Annotated in this window: 21 protein-coding genes and 5 tRNA genes; 9 read left to right on the forward strand and 17 right to left on the reverse strand. The window is 54.3% G+C overall.

Annotated features, from left to right (window positions below):
- Positions 1 to 52: 52 nt before the first annotated feature.
- The 12 genes from rplA to AC6I7T_RS14730 form a co-directional block, all read right to left on the reverse strand.
- A complete protein-coding gene (rplA, locus tag AC6I7T_RS14675) occupies positions 53 to 763 on the reverse strand; it encodes a 50S ribosomal protein L1 (protein ID WP_497794232.1) in 711 nt (236 codons plus the stop codon).
- Positions 764 to 984: 221 nt separating this feature from the next.
- Positions 985 to 1,422 carry a 50S ribosomal protein L11 gene (rplK, locus tag AC6I7T_RS14680; protein WP_497794233.1) on the reverse strand — a complete coding sequence of 146 codons (438 nt, stop codon included), beginning with the start codon at positions 1,420 to 1,422 and terminating at the stop codon, positions 985 to 987.
- 123 nt (positions 1,423 to 1,545) lie between these two features.
- Positions 1,546 to 2,169, reverse strand: a complete 624-nt coding sequence (gene nusG, locus AC6I7T_RS14685; RefSeq protein WP_497794234.1) for a transcription termination/antitermination protein NusG — start codon at positions 2,167 to 2,169, stop codon at positions 1,546 to 1,548.
- Positions 2,170 to 2,190: 21 nt separating this feature from the next.
- On the reverse strand, positions 2,191 to 2,451 hold the full coding sequence (gene secE / locus AC6I7T_RS14690) for a preprotein translocase subunit SecE (protein WP_497794235.1): 261 nt from the start codon (positions 2,449 to 2,451) through the stop codon (positions 2,191 to 2,193).
- A gap of 94 nt (positions 2,452 to 2,545) precedes the next feature.
- Positions 2,546 to 2,621: transfer RNA gene (locus AC6I7T_RS14695), tRNA-Trp, on the reverse strand.
- A 94-nt stretch (positions 2,622 to 2,715) separates the two neighbouring features.
- A complete protein-coding gene (gene rpmG, locus AC6I7T_RS14700) occupies positions 2,716 to 2,865 on the reverse strand; it encodes a 50S ribosomal protein L33 (protein WP_497794236.1) in 150 nt (49 codons plus the stop codon).
- Between the two features lie 123 nt (positions 2,866 to 2,988).
- Complete coding sequence (gene tuf, locus AC6I7T_RS14705) at positions 2,989 to 4,176, reverse strand: elongation factor Tu (protein WP_497788909.1); 1,188 nt, start codon at positions 4,174 to 4,176, stop codon at positions 2,989 to 2,991.
- A gap of 95 nt (positions 4,177 to 4,271) precedes the next feature.
- Entirely contained in the window at positions 4,272 to 4,580 is a 309-nt protein-coding gene (locus AC6I7T_RS14710) for a hypothetical protein (RefSeq protein ID WP_497794237.1), read from the reverse strand.
- Between the two features lie 48 nt (positions 4,581 to 4,628).
- Positions 4,629 to 4,703 (reverse strand) — tRNA-Gly (locus AC6I7T_RS14715).
- A gap of 98 nt (positions 4,704 to 4,801) precedes the next feature.
- Positions 4,802 to 4,877 (reverse strand) — tRNA-Thr (locus AC6I7T_RS14720).
- 239 nt (positions 4,878 to 5,116) lie between these two features.
- Positions 5,117 to 5,204: transfer RNA gene (locus AC6I7T_RS14725), tRNA-Tyr, on the reverse strand.
- A gap of 181 nt (positions 5,205 to 5,385) precedes the next feature.
- A tRNA-Thr gene (locus AC6I7T_RS14730) sits at positions 5,386 to 5,461 on the reverse strand.
- A 341-nt stretch (positions 5,462 to 5,802) separates the two neighbouring features.
- Here AC6I7T_RS14730 and AC6I7T_RS14735 point away from each other — a divergent pair.
- From AC6I7T_RS14735 to AC6I7T_RS14745, 3 genes are all read left to right on the forward strand, one after another.
- Positions 5,803 to 6,807: a hypothetical protein gene (locus tag AC6I7T_RS14735; RefSeq protein ID WP_497794238.1), complete on the forward strand. Its 1,005-nt coding sequence runs from the start codon at positions 5,803 to 5,805 to the stop codon at positions 6,805 to 6,807.
- A 133-nt stretch (positions 6,808 to 6,940) separates the two neighbouring features.
- Positions 6,941 to 8,260 (forward strand): PQQ-dependent sugar dehydrogenase, encoded by a 1,320-nt coding sequence (locus AC6I7T_RS14740; RefSeq protein WP_497794239.1) that lies wholly within the window; start codon positions 6,941 to 6,943, stop codon positions 8,258 to 8,260.
- A gap of 516 nt (positions 8,261 to 8,776) precedes the next feature.
- Positions 8,777 to 9,106 carry a hypothetical protein gene (locus AC6I7T_RS14745; protein ID WP_497794240.1) on the forward strand — a complete coding sequence of 110 codons (330 nt, stop codon included), beginning with the start codon at positions 8,777 to 8,779 and terminating at the stop codon, positions 9,104 to 9,106.
- 291 nt (positions 9,107 to 9,397) lie between these two features.
- On the opposite strand, the gene AC6I7T_RS14750 is transcribed toward AC6I7T_RS14745, so the two are convergent.
- From AC6I7T_RS14750 to AC6I7T_RS14760, 3 genes are all read right to left on the reverse strand, one after another.
- Entirely contained in the window at positions 9,398 to 9,901 is a 504-nt protein-coding gene (locus AC6I7T_RS14750; protein WP_497794241.1) for a MerR family transcriptional regulator, read from the reverse strand.
- A 114-nt stretch (positions 9,902 to 10,015) separates the two neighbouring features.
- Positions 10,016 to 11,167 carry an NADH:flavin oxidoreductase/NADH oxidase gene (locus tag AC6I7T_RS14755; protein WP_497794242.1) on the reverse strand — a complete coding sequence of 384 codons (1,152 nt, stop codon included), beginning with the start codon at positions 11,165 to 11,167 and terminating at the stop codon, positions 10,016 to 10,018.
- Positions 11,168 to 11,336: 169 nt separating this feature from the next.
- Complete coding sequence (locus AC6I7T_RS14760) at positions 11,337 to 13,235, reverse strand: DUF6600 domain-containing protein (protein WP_497794243.1); 1,899 nt, start codon at positions 13,233 to 13,235, stop codon at positions 11,337 to 11,339.
- 263 nt (positions 13,236 to 13,498) lie between these two features.
- On the opposite strand from AC6I7T_RS14760, the gene AC6I7T_RS14765 reads away from it, so the two are divergent.
- The 5 genes from AC6I7T_RS14765 to AC6I7T_RS14785 all read left to right on the forward strand — a co-directional run bounded on the left by AC6I7T_RS14765 (position 13,499) and on the right by AC6I7T_RS14785 (position 18,168).
- Positions 13,499 to 14,107, forward strand: coding sequence for a hypothetical protein (locus AC6I7T_RS14765; protein WP_497794244.1), 609 nt, complete (start codon positions 13,499 to 13,501; stop codon positions 14,105 to 14,107).
- A gap of 201 nt (positions 14,108 to 14,308) precedes the next feature.
- On the forward strand, positions 14,309 to 14,992 hold the full coding sequence (locus AC6I7T_RS14770) for a zinc ribbon domain-containing protein (RefSeq protein WP_497794245.1): 684 nt from the start codon (positions 14,309 to 14,311) through the stop codon (positions 14,990 to 14,992).
- A gap of 64 nt (positions 14,993 to 15,056) precedes the next feature.
- The gene (gene pyrR, locus AC6I7T_RS14775) at positions 15,057 to 15,632 is read left to right on the forward strand and encodes a bifunctional pyr operon transcriptional regulator/uracil phosphoribosyltransferase PyrR (RefSeq protein ID WP_497794246.1); all 576 of its coding nucleotides are present in this window, start codon (positions 15,057 to 15,059) and stop codon (positions 15,630 to 15,632) included.
- A 215-nt stretch (positions 15,633 to 15,847) separates the two neighbouring features.
- A complete protein-coding gene (locus AC6I7T_RS14780) occupies positions 15,848 to 16,870 on the forward strand; it encodes an aspartate carbamoyltransferase catalytic subunit (protein ID WP_497794247.1) in 1,023 nt (340 codons plus the stop codon).
- The gene (locus AC6I7T_RS14785) at positions 16,867 to 18,168 is read left to right on the forward strand and encodes a dihydroorotase (protein ID WP_497794248.1); all 1,302 of its coding nucleotides are present in this window, start codon (positions 16,867 to 16,869) and stop codon (positions 18,166 to 18,168) included. Before AC6I7T_RS14780 ends, AC6I7T_RS14785 begins: the two co-directional genes overlap by 4 nt.
- Here AC6I7T_RS14785 and AC6I7T_RS14790 read toward each other — a convergent pair.
- Together AC6I7T_RS14790 and AC6I7T_RS14795 are read right to left on the reverse strand one after the other, a co-directional pair.
- On the reverse strand, positions 18,156 to 18,551 hold the full coding sequence (locus AC6I7T_RS14790) for a DUF2085 domain-containing protein (protein ID WP_497794250.1): 396 nt from the start codon (positions 18,549 to 18,551) through the stop codon (positions 18,156 to 18,158). The genes AC6I7T_RS14785 and AC6I7T_RS14790 overlap by 13 nt on opposite strands.
- 26 nt (positions 18,552 to 18,577) lie before the next feature.
- Entirely contained in the window at positions 18,578 to 19,798 is a 1,221-nt protein-coding gene (locus tag AC6I7T_RS14795; protein WP_497794252.1) for a glycine C-acetyltransferase, read from the reverse strand.
- A 356-nt stretch (positions 19,799 to 20,154) separates the two neighbouring features.
- Here AC6I7T_RS14795 and AC6I7T_RS14800 point away from each other — a divergent pair, with 356 nt between their 5' ends.
- Positions 20,155 to 21,009, forward strand: a complete 855-nt coding sequence (locus AC6I7T_RS14800) for a hypothetical protein (RefSeq protein WP_497794253.1) — start codon at positions 20,155 to 20,157, stop codon at positions 21,007 to 21,009.
- The last annotated feature ends 98 nt before the right edge of the window (positions 21,010 to 21,107 follow it).

The raw sequence follows: 21,107 nt of genomic DNA on the forward strand, positions 1-21,107 counted from the left end.
GCCGGCTGCAGATCACTCCGCGCGCGGCCGAAAACTAAAAACTTTAGGAGTCTTAGGCCTTTGCTACCTGATCGGCGATTGCGCTATCGACCTGAATTCCAGGGCCCATCGAAGAGCTCAGATACATCCCCTTGATGTACTTACCCTTAGCAGCTGAAGGCTTGGCGCGCATAATGCTTGCGATAACCGCCGAAGCATTGTCGATCAGCTTGTCAGGGGTAAAGGAGATCTTGCCCACTGGGACATGTACCAATGCAGTCTTGTCGGTACGGAACTCGATCTTACCAGCCTTGATTTCCTTAATAGCCGCAGCCACATCATTGGTCACGGTACCGGTTTTCGGGTTCGGCATCAAACCACGGGGTCCGAGGACCTTTCCCAAGCGGCCGACCGACTTCATCATGTCCGGGGTAGCGATCAGAGCATCGAAGTCCGTCCAGCTTTCCTTCTGGATCTTCTCGACCAGCTCTTCGCCGCCGATGATATCGGCACCGGCAGCCTCAGCTTCACGCTGGCGCTCACCGGTTGCAATTACGGCGACCTTCTTGGTCTTGCCCAATCCATGGGGCAGAACCACGGTTCCGCGAACCATCTGGTCAGCATGGCGAGGATCGACACCCAGGCGGAGCGTCAGATCAACGGTTTCATCAAACTTTGCGAACTTGACCTTCTGCAGCAAGGCGACTGCATCGGGAAGCACATAAGGCCGCTGCTCCACCTGGGCGCGCGCCTTCTCAATATTCTTGCCTGCCTTTTTCGACATCCTTTACCTCGTCTTCCACCGCTTGGGGAAAACCTCTCCCGGCCGTGGTATGGGTGACTCAAGCACCCGGTTGGCTAGCACGTGCCATTGCAACACGCGCACTTTCTAGTATGCCACAGGGGATTCGGTTTCCTTTAGAAAACCGATAAAACCTGGGCGATTCACAAAACGATTACGGGAAGGCACAGGGTTACCTGCGTCTTCCCGTTCAATCTCAGCAATTAGGCGGTTACTTCGATGCCCATCGAACGGGCAGTGCCCTTGATGCTCTTGATAGCAGTCTCAACGGAGGCAGCATTCAAGTCAGGCATCTTCTGGGTTGCGATCTCGCGAACCTGGGCCTCGGTCACCTTGCCGACCTTGTCCTTGTTAGGAGTTCCGGAACCCTTTGCCAGACCAGCGGCCTTCTTCAACAGAACGGCAGCAGGAGGAGTCTTGGTGACAAAGGTAAAGCTACGATCAACGTAAACCGTGATCACGACCGGAATGATCAAGCCGGCCATCTCTTTGTTCTGCGTGCGAGCATTGAACTGCTTGCAGAACTCCATGATATTGACCTGGGCCTGACCGAGTGCAGGACCTACCGGAGGTGCCGGAGTCGCTTTACCCGCTTCGATCTGCAGCTTGACTTGCGTTGCAACTTTTTTCGGTGGTGCCATTGGACTAAATCCTTCCTCTATCGAGCCATTTCGGCCCGTCCGTATCTCTCACCCGTACCGTCGTTAGAAGCAGCCAGCGCCACTGCGCGGCAACGAACAAAGCATCCGGAGAGATCCGGGGTCTTACACAACTTTTTCGACTTTTCCGAATTCCAGCTCGACCGGAGTCGAGCGACCGAAGATAGTAACCATCACCTTCAAGGTCTCGCGATCTTCGTTCACCTCGTCCACAATGCCATTGAAGTTGGCAAAAGGACCTTCGGTAATACGAACCGACTCGTTCTTCTCGAACTTGATCTTGAGCCGAGGCTTTTCTTTTGCCACATCGGTCCGGAAGAGAATGGAGCTGACTTCTGCATCAGTCAGAGCTACCGGCTTATCTCCCGTCCCCAGGAAGCCCGTGACCCGCGGCGTGTCCTTAATGACGTGCCAGAGGTCGTTATCAAGATCCATTTCAACCAGCACATACCCAGGTAGGAAGACGCGCTCTATCGTACGCTTCTTTCCATTGATAACCTCGGTCACCGGTTCGGTCGGAATCATTACGCGGCCAATCTTGTTCTGCAGGCCAAAAGCCTGAACACGGCCCTCGATTGATTCCTTTACCTTGCGTTCAAAGCCCGAATAAGCATGGATGATGTACCACTTAAAGCGCTCGTTCGCCGGCGGATCTAAGTGCTCCGATACAACCCCACTCTTTGAGGGTTCCTGGCTGCCTAAGCTGCCGTTCTCGATTTCGTCCGCCATGAAGATCCTCTTTCGCGCTTTTTACTGCGCTCCACCCATCTGGCGCAGCACATACTGAATGCCGCCGCCGATTGCCCAATCAACCACATAGAAATACGCGGCAAAGATAAACACCGTCGCAATTACTACAGCAGTTGTGGCCTGGACTTCTTTACGCGAAGGAACAACAACCTTGCGCATTTCTCCGCGCACGTCGCGCAAAAAATCGACTGTCCGCCCCCAGAGACCGGTTATCCCGTTGGGTGCTCCGCCTTCAGTTGGTAGCGCTGTCGCCTTCGTCATAGACTTACCTTTGTCAAGCACGGGCATCTCACGCCCCCAATTCCCGTAGCAGTCTAACTCTTTAAATGCTGTCGCAAACTTGTAATTCTTGTAATGGCAGGGGCGGAGGGATTCGAACCCCCAAGTTCGGTTTTGGAGACCGACAGTTTAGCCGTTGAGCTTACGCCCCTGTATCAGCTTTCAGCCTTTACTTACCTGAGCCTTCCGAATACATTCCGACAAATCGTTGAAATGATTGAGGCCAAATGCTGAAAGCTTCAAAAACTACTTAGATTCTTTATGTGCCGTGTGCTTCCGGCAGCGCTTACAAAACTTCGAGAACTCCAGACGACCGGTCGTGGTCTTCTTGTTCTTCGTCGTCGAGTAGTTCCGCTCTTTGCACTCGCCGCACTGCAATGTCACAATTTCCCGCATTCCCTTATCCTAACCGATCTACGCCCACTTTTCTCCAGCGAAGACCTGGCCCCGGAAAGTGTGTCTACACAACCGGGGCCCTTTGTAAACTTCCGGGCGGATAAACCGCCCCGTACTACTAACCTACTTAATGATTTCCGAGATGGTACCGGCACCGACTGTGCGTCCGCCTTCGCGGATTGCAAAGCGCAGGCCCTTCTCCATGGCTACCGGCGTGATCAGCTCAATCAACAGCTGAACGTTATCGCCCGGCATCACCATCTCTGTTCCTTCCGGCAGCTTCGCCACTCCCGTAACGTCTGTCGTACGGAAGTAGAACTGCGGACGGTAGCCGTTGAAGAACGGAGTGTGACGTCCACCCTCTTCCTTCGACAGCACGTAAATCTCGCCCTTGAAGTTCGTGTGCGGCGTAATTGACCCGGTCTTGGCCAGAACCATTCCGCGCTCCACATCGTCCTTGCCGATACCGCGCAGCAGCAATCCGGCATTATCTCCTGCCATGCCTTCGTCCAGCTGCTTCTTGAACATCTCAACGCCGGTCACGACCGTCTTGCGGGTGTCACGGAAGCCTACGATCTCTACTTCCTCGCCAACCTTTACCTTGCCGCGCTCGATACGGCCAGTTACCACGGTTCCACGGCCAGAGATCGAGAAGATATCTTCGATCGGCATCAGGAACGGTAGATCCACTGCACGGTCAGGCTGCGGTACGTTCTTGTCGACCGCTTCCATCAACTCGTCGATCTTCGCTTCCCACTGCCCTTCGCCGTTCAAAGCTCCCAGAGCCGAACCACGGATCACCGGCACATCGTCGCCAGGGAACTGGTACTTCGACAGAAGTTCACGTACTTCCATCTCCACCAGATCGATCAACTCAGGATCTTCCACCGCGTCGCACTTGTTCAGGAACACCACGATGTACGGCACACCAACCTGCCGAGCCAGCAGTACGTGCTCCTTGGTCTGTGGCATCGGTCCGTCCGTTGCTGCCACCACCAGGATCGCTCCGTCCATCTGTGCGGCTCCCGTGATCATGTTCTTGATGTAGTCTGCGTGTCCCGGGCAGTCTACGTGGGCATAGTGACGATTCGGCGTCTCATATTCCACGTGGGCCGTTGCGATCGTAATTCCGCGCTCCCGCTCTTCCGGCGCATTGTCAATCGAATCAAACGACCGGAATGAATTCTTCGGGTTGTGCTTCGACAGCACCTTCGTGATCGCTGCCGTCAACGTCGTCTTCCCGTGGTCAATGTGCCCGATCGTTCCCACGTTTACGTGGGGCTTTGACCGATCAAATTTCTCCTTCGCCATCTCCCTAACCCTTTCTGATCCCTTGTCTTTCTCAAGTCGATCCGTTGGCGGCTAATTTACTTCAGACGCCAAACGACGCGCACTACTGAGCGAACTCAGTAATACGCGTATATCTTCAAAAACTTCGCGCGCAACTCTGGAGCCACATGCTCCACCAGCTTTAAGTACCGCTCACGTATCTGACCGCGATCCGAATCCCCTAAAGCGCCGTACTTCGCCGGAGCCGAGGATCCCAAAAGACCACGGGTCAAAACCGCTTCAAACTCGCGCACCCGCAACCCGGCCTTGGATACTTTCTTCAAAAACTCTGCCACGGCTACAGGAGCAAACACCTGGTCTAACACTGAATTCACTTCAGCAAAGACCTGCTCATTTTGCACAGGGAGAACTGCTTGCTCGAACATACGCTGTCTGTTTCCGCCCTATATCGCCACGATTACTTCTTCACGATTTGGAGCGGGAGACGGGAATCGGACCCGCGACCAACAGCTTGGAAGGCTGTGACTCTACCACTGAGTTACTCCCGCTTGCTTCAACAACCAACGGCCAGCTCTAACTTTCCGCCATGCCCGCTGACTTCAAAACTTCTCCACTGTAGCCGGAGCCTCAGTGAAGCTTGAAACTCTGGAGCTGATGACCGGGATTGAACCGGTGACCTCTCCCTTACCAAGGGAGTGCTCTACCAACTGAGCTACATCAGCCCGTTACAACAAAACTCCAGAGGGCCTTACACCCTGTAGCGCTTAGCGCGCCTCACTATCGTATCGCGAAGCAGGGGTTAGCGCGATACGAACCGCAAACCCAGCTAGAACGATGATTGTAAGCCAACGAAAATTGCCGGCTTCCATCGTAAACCAAGCTGACGCTGCCAGGACCGCCAATATTGCTATCGCCAAAAGCTTCCGGCGAATCCCCTTCACAGCATGCCTCGATACTCAAGTGGTGCACAGGGGAGGATTCGAACCTCCGTAGCTCCAAGGAGCGGCAGATTTACAGTCTGCTGCCATTAACCACTCGGCCACCTGTGCACTTCATTCCGGTTTCCGCTTCTGCCTAATTTATCCGCACCAGACACCGTACGAGGCGATAGTACTTTACGCCACCGCAATCCAACAAACACGGTTTCTGTGGAGATACTGTGGGTAGGCAGTCCAGCTTCCGCCGGGACAAACAAACCTCTACTCCGGCTGCTTTCGCGCCGGAAAACTCTGGAGCTGGCGAAGGGATTTGAACCCCCGACCCTCTGATTACAAATCAGATGCTCTACCAGCTGAGCTACGCCAGCTCTCTTGCAGCCATCTACCCTTGTCCTCGCAGGCACACGGCCGCATCGACAAGATGTTGGTCACAAGATGAAAGACTAGCACACGATCCGCGTCTCCGCAAACCCGCCCCAATCCACAAAATCAGAGGCATTCCAGAGCGCGAAACCGCGAAAAAACAGGTGCGGACGAAATCCTAGCAAACGCCTCATTTCACGTGGAAATTTTCCTGCAAATCCGCAGATTTCCTGCTGGCTGAAACGCGCTTGCAATTCGAACAGATCGGGAATGGTATCCTGAAGCACCAAAAGCTTATGGATCTGGGTTTGGCCTAAGAAATTCACATCCCGGACCGGCGCACTCCATGCATAAACGTACTAGAACGACCCTTCTCGTTGTCGCTGCCATTCTCGTCGCCCTTGGAGTCGCTATTTATCTTCGCAAGCAGGCGCCGCCGGAAGCGGCGAGGCTGCTTCCTGAATCCGACGGAATTGTTTACGTCAATCTGCGCCCTCTTCGTGCAGTCACTCACTTCGACAAGCAGAGCGTGCCGCACGACCCGGATTACCAACGCTTCCTGGACGCCACGGGGTTCCAGTTCGAACGAGACCTCGACGAGGCTGCCTTTGCCCTACATCGAATGCCGGATCCTCACGGGCCGAATGGACCTGTAGCCTTCTCGGAAGTCTTCGTTGGGCGCTTTAAGGACACGCTGTTGCGCAACTTCCTGGAATCTCAGGCAAACGCCAAGGAAAGCTACGCAGGGCACACGATCTACTCCATTCCGAACGAAGGCCGTACGGTACGAGTGGTTCTCGTGGGCTACGATATCGTCGCGATTTCCAATACTCCCACCGCCGAGCAGATTCACTCCATACTCGATCGTTACCGCACAGCAGCATTGCCCTTTTCCGGCTCATCTTTGCTTTCGGAGCATTATCACGAAATCCCCTTGCTTTCCTTGGCCTGGGGCATTGGAAAAATTGGATTGCCACTGGAAGACGAGAGCCAGGAGCTTAGCCTGATGGGCATCAAGATGCCGCTCTCTCCCGACTCGACCTTTCTGGCCTCGATACGCTGGGCCGGAAATCTGAAGCTGAGGATCGAAGAAATCGCTCCGTCGGAGGATTCTGCAGCCGCTACTGCGCAGAATCTGCAGACTCTGGTAGGGCTCTTCCGCGGCGCAGCCGATGTCATGTCAGAACGCGGCAAAGACGAGGGGAGAGACCTCAAAACCCTGATCGATTCCACTGCCGTCGACCACAAGAAAAACCGGATGATTCTCACTGCCACCCTGCCACTCTCGCTCATGGAAAAACTGGCAACTTCCGCACCGGCAGGCTCTAGTCAATCTGCGCCAGAAAAGTAAGAATCTAAAGAATTTTTGAGCAATCTACCCGAAAAACATCATCGTAAGCACAAGTGATTCCCGAGTTTCGAGAGCCTCTGCCCACTCGATGACTCTGATCTCCTAAAATTCCATTCCCCGAAACGGAGGAGTAATGCGCGGAATCTTCGGCGTGATGCTTGCATCCATGGCTATGTTTGCATCTGTATTTCCTGCCCTTGCAGCAACTGACGATCATCCCTCTTCGAAGACAGTCACTGGCCAAGCGGCCTTTCACGACTACAGCCAGGAGAAACCTGGAGCGCGATGGAAGATCACCGTCTCCGATCTTCCGAAACCCGATGCAGCCGAGTCGACAGACAACGGTGCCGATCTCGTTCCCAGGCCGCCAAATGCCTGGCCGCAGGCGCCAAAGGGATTTCAGGTCACTCTCTACGCCTCTGAGCTGGATCGTCCCCGCCTCATTCGGACCGCGCCCAATGGCGACATGTTCGTAGCCCTAAGCGAAGCAGGAAAGATCCTGATCTTTCGCGGAGTGGGGAAAGATGGCAAACCCCAGCAGGTTGAGACCTTCGCCTCCGAACTACATCAGCCTTTCGGAATTGCCTTTTATCCCTCCGGGCCAAACCCCAGGTACGTCTACATCGGCAACACCGATGGGGTAGTCCGCATTCCCTATCAGAACGGCGACATGAAGGCGCGAGGTCCGGTAGAGGAGTTGGCCTCTCTGCCGGGCGGAGGACGCCTTCGCGGCGGCGGGCACTGGACGCGAGATGTGGTCTTTTCCAAAGACGGACAGAAGATGTTTGTCTCCGTAGGCTCGCACTCGAATGTGGATGACACGGATACGCATCCAGAAGAGTTTCATCGCGCCGATGTTCTCCAATTCACACCTGACGGAAAGTTCGTCAAAATCTACGCCTACGGAATACGTAACTGCGTTGGAGAGGCTATCAATCCGATAACCGGTGAATTGTGGTGCTCCACGAACGAGCGAGACGCGATTGGAGATAACCTTGTCCCCGACTACGTCACACATGTTCAGGAAGACGGCTTTTATGGATGGCCATGGTTCTACATGGGAGGCAATCAGGATCCCCGGCACGAGGGGAAACATCCTGAACTGAAGTCGAAAGTGATTACGCCTGACGTTCTGGTACAGCCACATTTCGCATCGCTGGAAATGCTCTTCTACGAAGGTTCGCAGTTCCCCTGGGGATACAAAGGCGACGCATTTGCCGCAGAGCATGGCTCATGGAACAGGCATAAACGCACAGGCTACGAAGTTATTCGCGTGCCGCTGAAAAATGGGCGTGCGACAGGTGAATACGAAGACTTTCTTACCGGCTTCGTCACTCCCGAAGGAAACGTATGGGGTCGTCCCGTAGGTGTAACCGTTGGGAAAGACGGTTCAATGTTTGTAACTGACGACGGCTCAGGTTCTATCTGGCATATCAGCTACACGGGTAAGTGAAATCCGGAGGGTACAGGCAGAGGCGTGAAAGACGAATTATCACTGAGCTTTGTGCTATCTGCGCAAGTGTCTGGAGCATCTTGCCTTTCTTCTCCGATAGATCGCAATGGCTGAAAACCAACCAACATAGCTGCGCCTTCCGCAACTTCGACAACGAACCGGATATCGAAAGAGCAGCAGATGCTTCAGATCTCCGAATCGGAAATGGGAAAAGCGAAAGCTGGCGAAGCCGCAGAAACGACAGATCATGAGGGATAGAACCTAGAGAAGTTCTGGCCGTGATATCTCGTACACAAAACAAGAATATAGCGTTCTCCAGTCCTGGATAGACCGCGGACCTGGGAGTACTCTCAGCTGGTACAAATCGGACGACTGGAGAGGAACATGGAACCATTAGAAAGCGGAAACTCTCCCATACTTTTTCAAAATCAAATTTTCACTTCGAAGAATCGTCTTTTCCTATTTCTTTTTCCCAGTTTTGAGGTAGCTTGAGAAAACAGCATGAGGTGAATCCCGATGGTTTGGGACGTTGCGTTTACCTGCGACATTTGTGGCAAGAAAAAGGGCGAGAGCAATCACTGGTGGATGGTGATGTTAGGCGATGTTCCTTGCTGGGAAGACGATCAGCCCAGCAGACGCTTCACCTTGCTCCCCTGGAATCCTGCAGAGAGCCGCAATCCGGAGATGTTTCATCTCTGCGGCCAAGGCTGTGCCATGCAGGCGATGGAGCGCTTCATGGCGAGCGGCTCGGTTCATAGTCTTTCGGAGAACGGCAATTCTGCTCACCCCAAAGCAAAACTATCCTCAGCAGCTAAACCCAAGATCGTTCGTTCTGCCGAAGGATAGAGCTTTTCCAGAAAAGATGTAGACCGAAGCAATAGAAGTTGGCGCCGCTTTCCGCAAAGAAAGGCGTTTTTCACCTAACCTGGGAAGTTCACAGTATTTCGGGAAATGCTTTAGAGCAAAACCAGCGTTACTATGTCCTCTCCAAATTCCGCGATGTGCAGGTTTTCTCGACGGAAAACCTGCGTAGGGAGTTGTGGCTCGGGATACACCTACGCTGGTTTTGCTTTAGAGCGCAGTATTGCGAAGAGATACCGGAGTAAACCTGCCCATTGAAATAAAACGCAAAGAAGTTTAGGACTCGAAAAGGCTAGGCTCTTTCTTTTCTTTGCGCTCAACCTTGCTGCGAGGACGGGGAGCGCTTGGCTTGACCGGTTCACTACCGGAGAGCATGCCCAGCAATTCATGTAATTCTTTGCGGACTTTACCAACAACTACCGCCACGTGTTCGAGCTGCTTCTCGGGGCGTTCTGCGGTATTTTTCTTCAAAGGCAAATCGAGAGGAGCTGGCTTCTTCCGGGAATTCTCCTGTAGAACTTGCCGGGCTCCCGCGAGGGTATAGCCCTCTTCGTGTACCAACTGCCGGATGCGAAGAGCCATCTCCACATCGCGCTTGCGGTACAGCCGCTGACCTGTGCCGCTCTTGTTGGGCCGGAGTTGAGAAAACTCACTCTCCCAAAAGCGCAAGACATAGGCGGGCACACCACACAGCTTTGCTACTTCTCCGATGCGAAAGTAGAGCTTGTCGGGTATCTCTGTGGGTTGCGGCGCGCGATGCTGTGGCAATTGAGTCGCCATGAAGATGAAAATCGGTCAACCTGCACTTTAGGTTCTCAGGTCGAAACCTCTCACAAGTATAGGCTAGCCACGGAGGAAACTCATCCTCAACTCGCACAAAGAAAAGCTCGGTTTTTATTTCGAACCAAAGTGAGTTCCAATTTCCTGATGTGAAACGGGTTGGCGAGGCTGAGTCCCTTTCTTCGCGGCACGAAGATATTGCACCGGCCACGGAGTGGACAGGTCAGAAGTCTGCGCGGCATGGAGCGGCCAATAGGGATTGCGCAGTAGTTCCCGCGCGAGAAAGACCAGATCGGCCCTCCCACTCTGCAAAATCTCTTCAGCCTGTTCCGGGGTCGTAATCATTCCTACAGCTCCGGTCGCAATGCCCACTTCCTTTCGAATCTGCGCAGCAAAGGGAACCTGATAGCCGGGACCTGTGGAAATTTGTACATTGGGAACCAGTCCACCGGATGAAACGTCGATGAGATCCACTCCACCGTGTGCCTTTAGCTCACGTGCAAGAGCCAGAGACTCTTCCTGCGTCCAGCCGCCTTCGGCCCAGTCTGTCGCCGAAATACGTACGAACACGGGCAGATCCTCCGGCCACTCCTTGCGAACAGCATCGACAACTTCGAAGAGCAGACGCGTGCGATTGGCGAAGCTTCCTCCATACCTATCGCTTCGATGATTACTCAATGGCGAGAAGAATTCGTGCAGCAAATATCCATGTGCAGCGTGAATTTCCACAACATCGAATCCTGCTTGAAGCGCGCGTCTCGCGGCTGCGGCAAAAGCATCAATGATTGAGACAAAGCCCTCGCTCTCGATCTCAGCAGGATTGCCATAGGCGGGACCAAAGGGAATTGCACTTGGTGCAACAGGCTGCCAACCGCCGTTTTCCAGAGAATGGACACGTTCCTCTTCCCAGGGTCTGGACATGCTCCCCTTGCGCCCAGCATGTGCTAGCTGAATGCCGGCATAGGCCCCCTGACTGTGCAGGAACTCCGTGATGCGTTTCAATCCAGCGATGTGGTCGTCTTTCCATATTCCGAGATCTTGCGGAGTGATGCGACCTTCGGGAACAACAGCGGAGGCTTCTGTCATCACCAATCCGGCACCACCTTGAGCACGAGCGCCGAGATGAACGAGGTGCCAATCGTTGGCGAAGCCATCCTCGCTGGAATACTGGCACATGGAAGAAACCACAATGCGATTGCGCAAGGTGATTCCGCGTAAGAGGAAGGATGAGAAAAGATGCTTCGATTCGGACATAAGACTAGCCAAGAAACACAGCTCCTCCATTCCACGAAACAGACGAATCCTTAAGATTCGTCTGCCGCACAATTCGAAGAACAAGATCGGAACGGACTCTCACCCTGCAAGAGATAGGGATCCGGCACGAAATGTTGCAAACTCTTTTCGCTAGCTGCTAAAAGCCCTCTCCCATCTCAATCTAGAGCCTCGGCCTGACCAATTCTTGATGAGGAGGCACTACCCGTGGATGCTCCTCGGGGCGAGTGACCGATGGCCGGGGTTGAGACTGAGGTTGAGGCTGAGGCCGTACTTCCGGACGTTGCTCCACCGGTTTAGGCGCTTGCACCTGAGGCCGAACAGTATTTGGCTCAACCCTCGGCGCCACAATCGGACGCGGAGCCTCCGGACGAGAGGCCGTTGGCAGATTTGGCCGTTGTTGCGGAGCAACAGTGACAGGTCTCGCTACAGGAGCGTTCATCTTCGGATTCTGGTCCTGGCGGGAAGGAGGATTCCATTGATGCACCTCCTGATGCATCTGGTTCTGCGCAGGTGGAGTTATAGGTGACGCAGGACGAATGGACCGGCCCGCATCCGCTGGAACCGGGACCATAGTAGACCTGGCACCACCCATAGAATCCCGAGTGCCGGGAGGCAGCGGCCGAACAGGAACAGGTTCAGGATGGGCACCCGGGGCCGCCACCATCTGACGGCCACCATGGGTCAACAGAACCGGATGTGCTGTCGGTACCGGAATCCGATTTACAGGCTGTACCACCATGCTTGCCTGTGTAGGCCGAATCTCCGGACGAGCGACTACCTGCACCTGCCTCAACTGAGACGGATCAACTCGCACCAGGTTCTGATGGACAGGACGAGCCGAGGCAAAGGCATCCGAACGCACTGCAGTAACTGCCGTCGTACGGTAGTTGTAATGCACGTTGTTGATGTTTGTGATGTTGTAGTTGTTTTGAACAACCACCACTCTGGTGACACGGATATTCGTAATATTCACTTGGTTTACATACCGGGGACTGCATCGATACCAGGGGCTATACGGCTCTCCAGGCCCGAGCGGAAACCAGGCGGAAACACCCGGTCCACCACCAACATTCACACCAATTGAGATATGCGGCCCACCTACAAAGGCAACCAGCGCGGGAGACCAAACAGGGCGAGCAACGACCGGCCCGGGGACCCAGCCCCAACGATTTCTCAAGAACACCCAACGCCCATAGTGGAAGGGAGCGTATCCCCAGGGTTCATCCTCGACCCAGGTCCAGCCCCAGGCTCCTGTCCATACCCAGTGTCCGTAACGGTAGGGAACCCAGTCTGCAGCAACCGCGCGCGGATACCAGACCGGACCGTAATCGGTCTGAGCCTCCCACTCGCCATTCTCGTCCAGATCGTCATACCCAGGTACATCACGGCCAACATAGCGGACAGACGCAGAGCTCTGCAGACGACGATCCCGATCCATGCTCCAGGAATCGAACTCATCCAGGCCGGCCATTCCGATATACGTAGCCGCAATAGGATTGGAGCCCACAAGGCGAATACTCTGCCCTTGATTTACATATTGGGAAAAATTCGGGCCCGTAATCTGAACCTGGCCGTTGTTAACCGTTACAACCGTTCCCGAGTTTCCGGGATAGGCGTCTACGCGAATGTCTCCGGGAGTAATCACCGTTACCGAACCATTGGGAGTATCGATTTCGACATCCTCATTTGCTTGCAGTCCGTAGGTTCGTAAGCGGAGTGTTCCTTGAGCCAGCCCCAACTGAACCATATCTTCGGAAAGATCCGTCATGCTCAAGTCGGTGCTGTGCCAGAGGCGAGCCGTAATCTCACCGATTTGGATCTCGGCACGTCCATCCTGATCGGCGAAGAGCCGATCTCCTGTAGCAACGGGATAGTTTTGAGATGCCGCGCTCCACTGGTTAACGCCAGAAGGTTCCAGTGACACCTGTCCGCGCAGAGTGGAGAGCCTTCCCACACGCGATGGAGGATCTCCAGCATCTTGAGCATGCAATCCATGGACAGCGGAGAAGGTCAAAATTACCGAAACTGCAACGAAAAATTTACGCAGACCATGAATCATTTTCTCGCCTCCGTGTAGCTGAATCATTCGTGTTTTCAAGCAGCTACAGGCCTATGGCAACTCTAAACCCCGATTTTCGTAAGATGACTCTGCCTATTCAAATCACGAACGAATAAAATCTCCTGACTGAATCCCTCTATATCTTCAACGGGAGCCATAATCCCAAATGAAGCACGATGTTGGCGGTCTGTTCTGTTGAAGAGCTGGGAACAGACCGTGACGCAATCACGTATCTAGCATTGTCGTTTTTCAAAGGAAGCGCCATGAACTGGAAATCACCCGCCATTACGCTGTTGGGCTTTACTGTACTTCTCACTCTCACCGCCTGCCGTATTGAGACCAACAAAGGACAGGACGGCAAAGATAAAAACGTAAAGATCGATACTCCCTTTGGAGGGCTGCATGTAGCAACAGACAAGACGGCAGCAAATGACGTTGGATTGCCACTATATCCAAAGGCTCAGCCCTACCAGGAAAAGGGGGATTCCAATACCTCTGCCGATGTTCATATGGGTTTTGGAAAATGGCAGTTGCGAGTAAAAGTGGTCGAATACTCTTCTCCGGATTCGGAGAACGACATCATAGTTTTCTACAAGAAAGCCCTCGGACGTTATGGGGACGTCATTACCTGCAACGGAGACAGCGCAGTTGGAACACCAGTGGTAACACGCGAAGGACTCACCTGCAAAACCAGCAGCAAGGATTCCCAGGTAGATCTCAATAAATCGGACGATCACCTTACTTTGAAAGCCGGATCTCCGAAACATCAGCATATTGTGAGCATCCGGAGACCCGAGAATCGGCAGACCCGCTTTACCTTGATTGCTCTCGATTTGCCGAGAGACATGGACAAGACAGAGGAAACGAATTGAGAGAAGCAGCCAAGAAGCGGTCAGCAGGTAAAGCGGACAGCGAAATTCCGGTCGGCTAAAAACCGGTCAGCAGCAATGATCCCTGCTGACCGGTTTTTAGCTGACCGCTTTATCAGCTAACCGGACTTCAGCTGACCGCTTCTTAGCTGCTTTTGTTGCTTTTGCCCCTGCGCTCATTTAGTTTCAAAAGTAGGAAACCGAATGGAGCTAACCTGCCATCGTTGTGGAGCGGCCCTGACGAGCGAAGAAAGTACTTTTTGCCCCGTCTGTGGAGCACCACAACTACGCTTTGAACCAAACGAAGATACTGCCACCTATGCTGCAGGACTTCGCCAAGGCTACGGAGTACACACGCCGAACAGCATTCGCTGGAAACAAGCCCTTCAGGCGGCAATTACCGTAGCAGTGCCCATGGGCATCATGAGTTCAAACCTTATGCCATTGGCTTCTTTTGGCTGCTGCCTCTGGATTGTCGGTGGCGCGATTGCCGCAGTGGCGCTGTACCGGCGCCGGACGGCGGTTACGGTTCTTGCGGCGCAAACAGGAGCCCGCATCGGCCTTGTCGCAGGAATTCTGGCGGCTCTGGCAACCACAATTTTCACAGCGGCATACCTAACTGTGGAACGCTTTGTTCTCCACCACGGAGAGGCTGTAGATTCCATATTCCGGGCCTTATTGGAACAATTGACCAAGATGGCGCAATCCAATCCGGAATCGCAGGAGCAAACGCAGATTCTTCTTCGTTTCCTTGCCACTCCGGAGGGACGCGCAGCCTGGATCCTGGGTTCAACTGCCGCGCTTTCAGCAGGAATTATTGTTTTTTCCACATTGGGAGGAGCCCTGGGGGCCCGCTTGTTAACCCGTCGTTCCCAATACGGCTCCTGAACGTTTCCGTGCTTCTAACTTGCCCGAGCGCCAGAAGCCTCGTATCATCCCGCCAGAGAGCCTTATGACAGAGCAAGCCTTTATTTCCAAACCCGTGCTGCGTGAAAAGGGACGTATCATGTCCGCCTCCGAGATCGAGCGGACCCTGGTTCGCCTTGCCCACGAGATTCTCGAAAAGAACAATGGTGCGCAGAATCTCGGACTCGTAGGGATCAAGCGCCGTGGCATCCCCTTGGCCGAACGCCTGGGGAAAATCATCAGCGGCATCGAAAAGCGCCCCATCGAGACCGGTACGCTGGATATCAACTTCTATCGCGACGACCTTACAACCCGCGACGTTCGCCCGGTCGTTGTTCCAGGCGCCATAGGCTTTGACGTCACAGGCCGCAACATCATTCTGTGCGATGACGTGCTCTATACCGGCCGGACTGTTCGTGCCGCCATGGATGCATTATTTGACCACGGACGTCCCCAGCGAGTACAACTCCTGGTGCTCATCGACCGCGGACATCGTGAACTTCCGATCGAAGCCAGCTTCGTAGGAAGAAACGTTCAGACCTCAGATAAAGAAATTATTGAGGTTAAGTTCCGCGAAATTGATAATGACGAGCAAGTTTTGGTCGTCGAACGCGTGGATTAGTTCGGAAGGGAGATCCCGTCCGAAATGCCATCGTGCAGAACAATTGATCGGTAACGATCCTGAACCAGAGGCCACGGAGCTAGACCGTTTTCCTGCCGCTGTGGCCTGTCCAAACCGAGTGTAGTCCGGCTTCCAGGAGAGACCCGACCACATTCGTGTGTCTTTGGAACGCACCGGTGGGGAAACGGGAATTTCCGCTTCGCGGATGTGTGCCCATGCCAGCCAGCCAGACCGAATCTCGTTCTACAGTTACGCCCGAGCTCCCCGTGACCGTTTCAAGACAAGCGGGGTCCGTACTTTCCGTTGAAGATCTCTCGTTGGAGGATCTGAGCAGCATTCTCCACATGGCCACGGTCCTCGAAGATGAGGATCCGCTCAAGAGAGCCAAGCGCCTCGCAAAACGCCGCATTGCGTTGCTGTTCTACGAATCCAGCACCCGTACCCGCACCTCATTCGAGCTTGCGGCAAAGGGTCTCGGAGCGGACACCACCCTGATTAGTTCTCTTTCCTCCAGTATCGAGAAGGGTGAGTCGCTGAAAGATACAGGACTCACGCTGAAGGCCCTTGGAGCAGAGTGCATTATCCTGCGCCACCTGTCCTCAGGTGCCCCGTATCTGCTGGAGCGCGTTACCCAACTTCCGGTCCTGAATGCCGGGGACGGGATGCACCAGCACCCCTCGCAAGCGCTGCTCGATCTGCGAACGATCCTGATGCATCGCACAGGCAATCAGATCCCGGAGAAAATTTCCGGCGATATTCTGAAGGGAGTCACCGTCTCCATCGTCGGAGACATCTTCCACAGCCGGGTTGCGCGTTCGAACATGCAATTGCTTCCCAAACTGGGAGCACGCGTCCTCCTCTGCGGCCCACCGCAGTTGCTACCCGAAATCGCTGCAAAGTGCGGTCCGAATGTCGAGATCGAACGGAATTTCAATCGCGCGCTGGATCAATCGCAGATCGTCATGATGCTGCGTATTCAGGCAGAGCGGCTGGCAGGCCTCTCTCTTAATCTCGAAGATTACAAAGCCGACTATCAGCTGGACAGCGAGCGTCTGGAGAAACATGCTCCACAGGCCCTCATCCTCCACCCCGGCCCGATCATTCGCGGCTTGGAATTAACCTCGGAGGTTGCGGATGGATCTCAGTCCGCAATTACGGAACAGGTTCGCCATGGGGTGGCCATTCGTATGGCTTTGGTCGAACGTGCTCTCAATAGCCGGAAAGGAAATCAGCAATGAGTACGATACTGATTCGCGGCGGGCATATGATCGATCCCGCAACTTCAGTTGACGCGCCCCACGATCTTTTGCTGCGCGGCGGGCGTGTTGCCGAAGTTGGCGCTCCCGGCAAAGTAAAGGCTGCAAAAGGCGAAGAGGTCGAGGTTCTCGATGCAACCGGTTTAGTCGTTGCGCCGGGCTTGGTAGATATCCACGTCCATCTGCGTGAACCGGGTCAGGCCTATAAGGAGACGATTGCAACAGGAACAACTGCTGCTGCTGCAGGTGGCTTTACCAGCATCTGCGCAATGCCCAATACGACTCCGGTCAACGATTCCGTCGAAACAACCCGTTGGATGTTGAGCCCGGAACGCGGTGCCACTATCCGGGTGTTTCCGATCGCTGCAGCGACTCGCGGAAGCATGGGAGAAGCCCTCTCCGAATACGGAGCATTGAAGGCTGCCGGAGCTGTTGCCGTCACTGACGACGGGAAGCCGATCCTGAAGGACAGTGTCATGCGGGAAGCATTAGCAGCTGCGGCCCGGGCGGGATTGCCGATCATCCAACATGCGGAAGACACCCGTATAACAGCGAATGCTTCGATGAATGCAGGGACGGTTGCGTTCCGTTTAGGTCTGCGCGGAATGCCTACAGAGGCAGAATCGCAGATTGTCGAACGTGATATCCGCATGGTTGCAGAACTTAAGGACAGCCGTGTTCACCTGCACGTCGCTCATCTTTCGACCGCTGCAGCGCTGGAAGCTGTACGTCGTGCCAAGCGTAATGGGTTGCGTGTTACATGCGAAGTAGCTCCCCACCATTTTTCGCTCACAGAAGATGCGGTCGGCGAATACGACACCAACGCCAAAATGAATCCGCCCTTGCGTTCTGAGGCTGACAGGGACGCTATGCTGGCCGGAATTGCCGATGGAACTGTCGATTGTGTGGCTACTGACCACGCGCCCCATGCCACCCATGAAAAAGAACAAGAGTTTGAGCGAGCACCGAATGGCATCACAGGACTGGAAACAGCTCTGGGATTAGCGCTCAAGGTGCTACATCAGGAACGCAAGCTCTCTCTGAGCCGTGTAATTCGTTTGCTTAGCACCCAACCGGCAAACGTATTGGCACTTAAAGGCCGTGGCACACTCGCCGTAGGCGCATTTGCCGATGTGGTCTTGTTCAAGCCGGGTGAACAGTGGAGCTTCAACGTAACCGAATCCAAATCGAAGTCGAAGAACACACCTTTCAATGGATGGAAGTTGCCGGGAAAGATTCACTTCACAATTAGCGAAGGCAACATCGTCTATCGAGGCTGATACTTCCAGGCGCGGCTGACGAGCAAAGCACTCGCCGCCGCGCCCAATCCTGCACCCAAAGCCAGCCGCAACCATGGCATGCTGCCATGAAATCCTGCTCTCTCCGCAAGTACATCTACTACATTCAGAAGTAACACCGAGAGAAAGATCTTCTTTGCAATCGCACTGTCGATAGGCAAGAGTGCACCCGCAAGAAGCCCCGTATAGACACCCAAACAGCGTGTACACACCGCCCAAGGCTGACCATACAGCCAGAAGCTTCTCTCCGGTCTTTGGTGACAGACCGCATGAAAGAAAGATTGCAGGACGGCGGAGGTTAACGCCATTCCATGCGTTGCGAGGCATGGTGTAATCCAGGCAGCCAGCAAAAGGCAGGCTGCCATGGATACGAGGAGAAGGCGTAGCCCTTTCATTTGGAAAGAATGTTGAGCCTGCGAGCCACGCGATGCAATATCTCCAATGCCTGATCAAGCTGCTCGCGCGTATGCTCGCTGGTCATGATGGTACGAATGCGCGCTTTGCCTTCAGGCACTGTCGGAAACGCGATTCCGGTGGCCATCAGGCCCTCCTCGAAGAGTGCTCTTGAGAAGGACATTGTGGCACCGCCATCGCCGACGATAATCGGAGTAATCGGCGTCTCGCTTGCAGGAGTTGTCACTCCGCCAATATCAAAACCCAACTGCCCCAGCTGATTCTTGAAGTACCGGGTATTTTCCCAGAGCCGTTCAATCCGCTCAGGCTCGTGCTCCAACAAATCGAAGGCTGCGATACAGGTAGCCGCAACCGATGGCGGATGAGAAGTTGAAAAGAGAAATGGCCGCGCTCGGTGATAAAGATAATCGATCAGGTCCCGCGATCCACAGACATAGCCACCCAGCGCACCGATAGCCTTCGACAGAGTGCCTACCTGCACGTCTACCCGGCCATGACAATGGAAGTGGTCTACACTTCCTCGTCCATTCCGCCCCAGGACGCCGGAAGCGTGAGCATCATCGACCATCATGATGGCTCCATACTTCTCGGCTAGATCGGCCAATTTATCCACCGGACCGATATCTCCATCCATCGAGAAGACGCCATCGGTGATGATGAGCTTGCGCCCCGGCTCGCTCTGAACTTCCTTCAGAAGCTCCTCGCAATGATCGACATCTTTGTGTCGAAAGACCTTAATCTTGGCTCTGGAAAGCCGTGCACCATCAATGATGCTGGCGTGATTCAACTCATCGGAGAGGATGAAATCCTCGCGCCCCAGAATGGAAGAAACTGTACCGGCATTCGCGGTAAACCCACTTTGAAAGACCACGCATGCTTCGACATTCTTGAAGCGGGCAATCTTCTCCTCCAGTTCCATGTGTATGCTCATGGTTCCAGCGATGGTTCGTACCGCACCAGAGCCTACGCCGTACTTCCGAATTGCCTCAATGGCAGCTTCGCGAAGCTTAGGGTGATTTGTAAGCCCCAAGTAATTGTTGGAGGCGAGATTAATCACTCGTTTGCCGTCGTAAGTGCAAACCGGAGCCTGCTCATCCTCAAGAATGCGCAGTCGAAAATATGTGCCTTTCTGTTTCAGCTCATCGAGTTGGGCCGTCAGATGTTTCAGTTGGGGGCGACTGGATAGTGCAACGGACATGAGTGCTTATACCTCCAAAGGCACTGATACGCTACTTCACTCAGCTGTGCTTCGTACATAGATAGGCGAAATTATCCCGCCATGAGGAATTGCCGCATCTGCTCCTGACTGTATCGGATGTAGATGCCTTGAAAGTTCGTGACCAGAAAGGAATCCGACTCCCCGAAATTCAAGTGTCCCCATATTACGGGAAGCAGCATAACAGGCTAATCCTGGCATCCAACCTGTGACCTCGCCCCGCGGAGCCCTTTGTGCAAAGGCTTGAGCAAAACCTGTGCCGCTGTAGCAGAAAATTGCGAACAACTGCCCAGCTTTTTCCCAGGATCCGACTTTACCAGCCCGCGACAACTGGATACATGAATTTCGATTTTATTTCCCCGCGTACTTTCTATTTGTTATTGATCATTTTGAGCCTGTGGACATTCGGCCCCACCGCGTGTCGAAAAAATTCAGCGAACCAGAGCACCGACTCACAACAGCAGGATTCTCAACAGAAAGGCCACGAAAAAGCGAGCGACAGCCAGGCATCAGGAGACAAAGGGGGACCGGTCTCGCAACCGGCGCAGTCTACGACAGGACAGCCTTCCGCTGCCTCGGACGAGGGAAGCAGTACAGCAACCAACGGACTGCCAATCGCCCTGCCTGGAGCGCCAACCGGCAGCCAACCGCAGCCCTCCGATGCAGCAAAACAAGAACAACCGGCCAAACCCGCGCTCACTGTCCCGGCAGGAACCATACTGGCAATTCGCCTCAATCAGCGAATTGGTGTCTTAACCTCCCGTACCGGTGATCTTTTTACCGGGCGGGTAGTCTCCCCCCTCCCGACGCAAGGGAAAACGACAATCCCGGCTGGCGCTTCCATCGCGGGAGTTGTGCTGCATACCCGCAGGAAGGTTCTATCCAAAGGGGCATCCGTTCTCAAACTCACGCTCAGCGGGCTAAATATTGGCGAGCAACACTTTCAATTCCGCACTACAGACTCCTCCGTCAGCACCCAACATCGCTCAACTGGCCAGGAAGACGATGAAAACAGCATTGGGAAGCTTCTAGGCGGGGCTGAAGACAACGATTCGGTCAAAATCTTCGGTTCGCTGACCGGAACACGATCCGGGGCTATAACGGCCTCTCTTATCGGGACCAAAGATATCGATTATCCGCCGGATTCGCTCCTCTCCTTCCAGCTGAATGCCCCTTTATCCCTTCGACCCTGATGTCCAAAACCCGGTGCTTTTCAGGGGAGGAGCCCCAAAGATAACCGGCGATTTTGGCTCTGAACGGGGAAAACACCATGACCTTGCGGCGCTTCTGC

This window comes from Humiphilus diazotrophicus, assembly GCF_059726315.1.

Excerpts from the sequence above, each read along its gene's own strand:
- AC6I7T_RS14790 (WP_497794250.1), bottom strand. The coding sequence starts at position 18,551 with ATGGCAGCCTGCCTTTTGCTGGCTGCCTGGATTACACCATGCCTCGCA.
- AC6I7T_RS14765 (WP_497794244.1), top strand. The coding sequence starts at position 13,499 with ATGAACTGGAAATCACCCGCCATTACGCTGTTGGGCTTTACTGTACTT.
- AC6I7T_RS14795 (WP_497794252.1), bottom strand. The coding sequence starts at position 19,798 with ATGTCCGTTGCACTATCCAGTCGCCCCCAACTGAAACATCTGACGGCC.
- AC6I7T_RS14770 (WP_497794245.1), top strand. The coding sequence starts at position 14,309 with ATGGAGCTAACCTGCCATCGTTGTGGAGCGGCCCTGACGAGCGAAGAA.
- AC6I7T_RS14750 (WP_497794241.1), bottom strand. The coding sequence starts at position 9,901 with ATGGCGACTCAATTGCCACAGCATCGCGCGCCGCAACCCACAGAGATA.
- AC6I7T_RS14710 (WP_497794237.1), bottom strand. The coding sequence starts at position 4,580 with ATGTTCGAGCAAGCAGTTCTCCCTGTGCAAAATGAGCAGGTCTTTGCT.
- AC6I7T_RS14760 (WP_497794243.1), bottom strand. The coding sequence starts at position 13,235 with ATGATTCATGGTCTGCGTAAATTTTTCGTTGCAGTTTCGGTAATTTTG.
- secE (WP_497794235.1), bottom strand. The coding sequence starts at position 2,451 with ATGACGAAGGCGACAGCGCTACCAACTGAAGGCGGAGCACCCAACGGG.
- AC6I7T_RS14745 (WP_497794240.1), top strand. The coding sequence starts at position 8,777 with ATGGTTTGGGACGTTGCGTTTACCTGCGACATTTGTGGCAAGAAAAAG.
- AC6I7T_RS14785 (WP_497794248.1), top strand. The coding sequence starts at position 16,867 with ATGAGTACGATACTGATTCGCGGCGGGCATATGATCGATCCCGCAACT.
- tuf (WP_497788909.1), bottom strand. The coding sequence starts at position 4,176 with ATGGCGAAGGAGAAATTTGATCGGTCAAAGCCCCACGTAAACGTGGGA.
- rpmG (WP_497794236.1), bottom strand. The coding sequence starts at position 2,865 with ATGCGGGAAATTGTGACATTGCAGTGCGGCGAGTGCAAAGAGCGGAAC.
- pyrR (WP_497794246.1), top strand. The coding sequence starts at position 15,057 with ATGACAGAGCAAGCCTTTATTTCCAAACCCGTGCTGCGTGAAAAGGGA.
- AC6I7T_RS14740 (WP_497794239.1), top strand. The coding sequence starts at position 6,941 with ATGCGCGGAATCTTCGGCGTGATGCTTGCATCCATGGCTATGTTTGCA.
- AC6I7T_RS14735 (WP_497794238.1), top strand. The coding sequence starts at position 5,803 with ATGCATAAACGTACTAGAACGACCCTTCTCGTTGTCGCTGCCATTCTC.
- rplA (WP_497794232.1), bottom strand. The coding sequence starts at position 763 with ATGTCGAAAAAGGCAGGCAAGAATATTGAGAAGGCGCGCGCCCAGGTG.
- rplK (WP_497794233.1), bottom strand. The coding sequence starts at position 1,422 with ATGGCACCACCGAAAAAAGTTGCAACGCAAGTCAAGCTGCAGATCGAA.
- AC6I7T_RS14780 (WP_497794247.1), top strand. The coding sequence starts at position 15,848 with ATGCCAGCCAGCCAGACCGAATCTCGTTCTACAGTTACGCCCGAGCTC.
- nusG (WP_497794234.1), bottom strand. The coding sequence starts at position 2,169 with ATGGCGGACGAAATCGAGAACGGCAGCTTAGGCAGCCAGGAACCCTCA.
- AC6I7T_RS14800 (WP_497794253.1), top strand. The coding sequence starts at position 20,155 with ATGAATTTCGATTTTATTTCCCCGCGTACTTTCTATTTGTTATTGATC.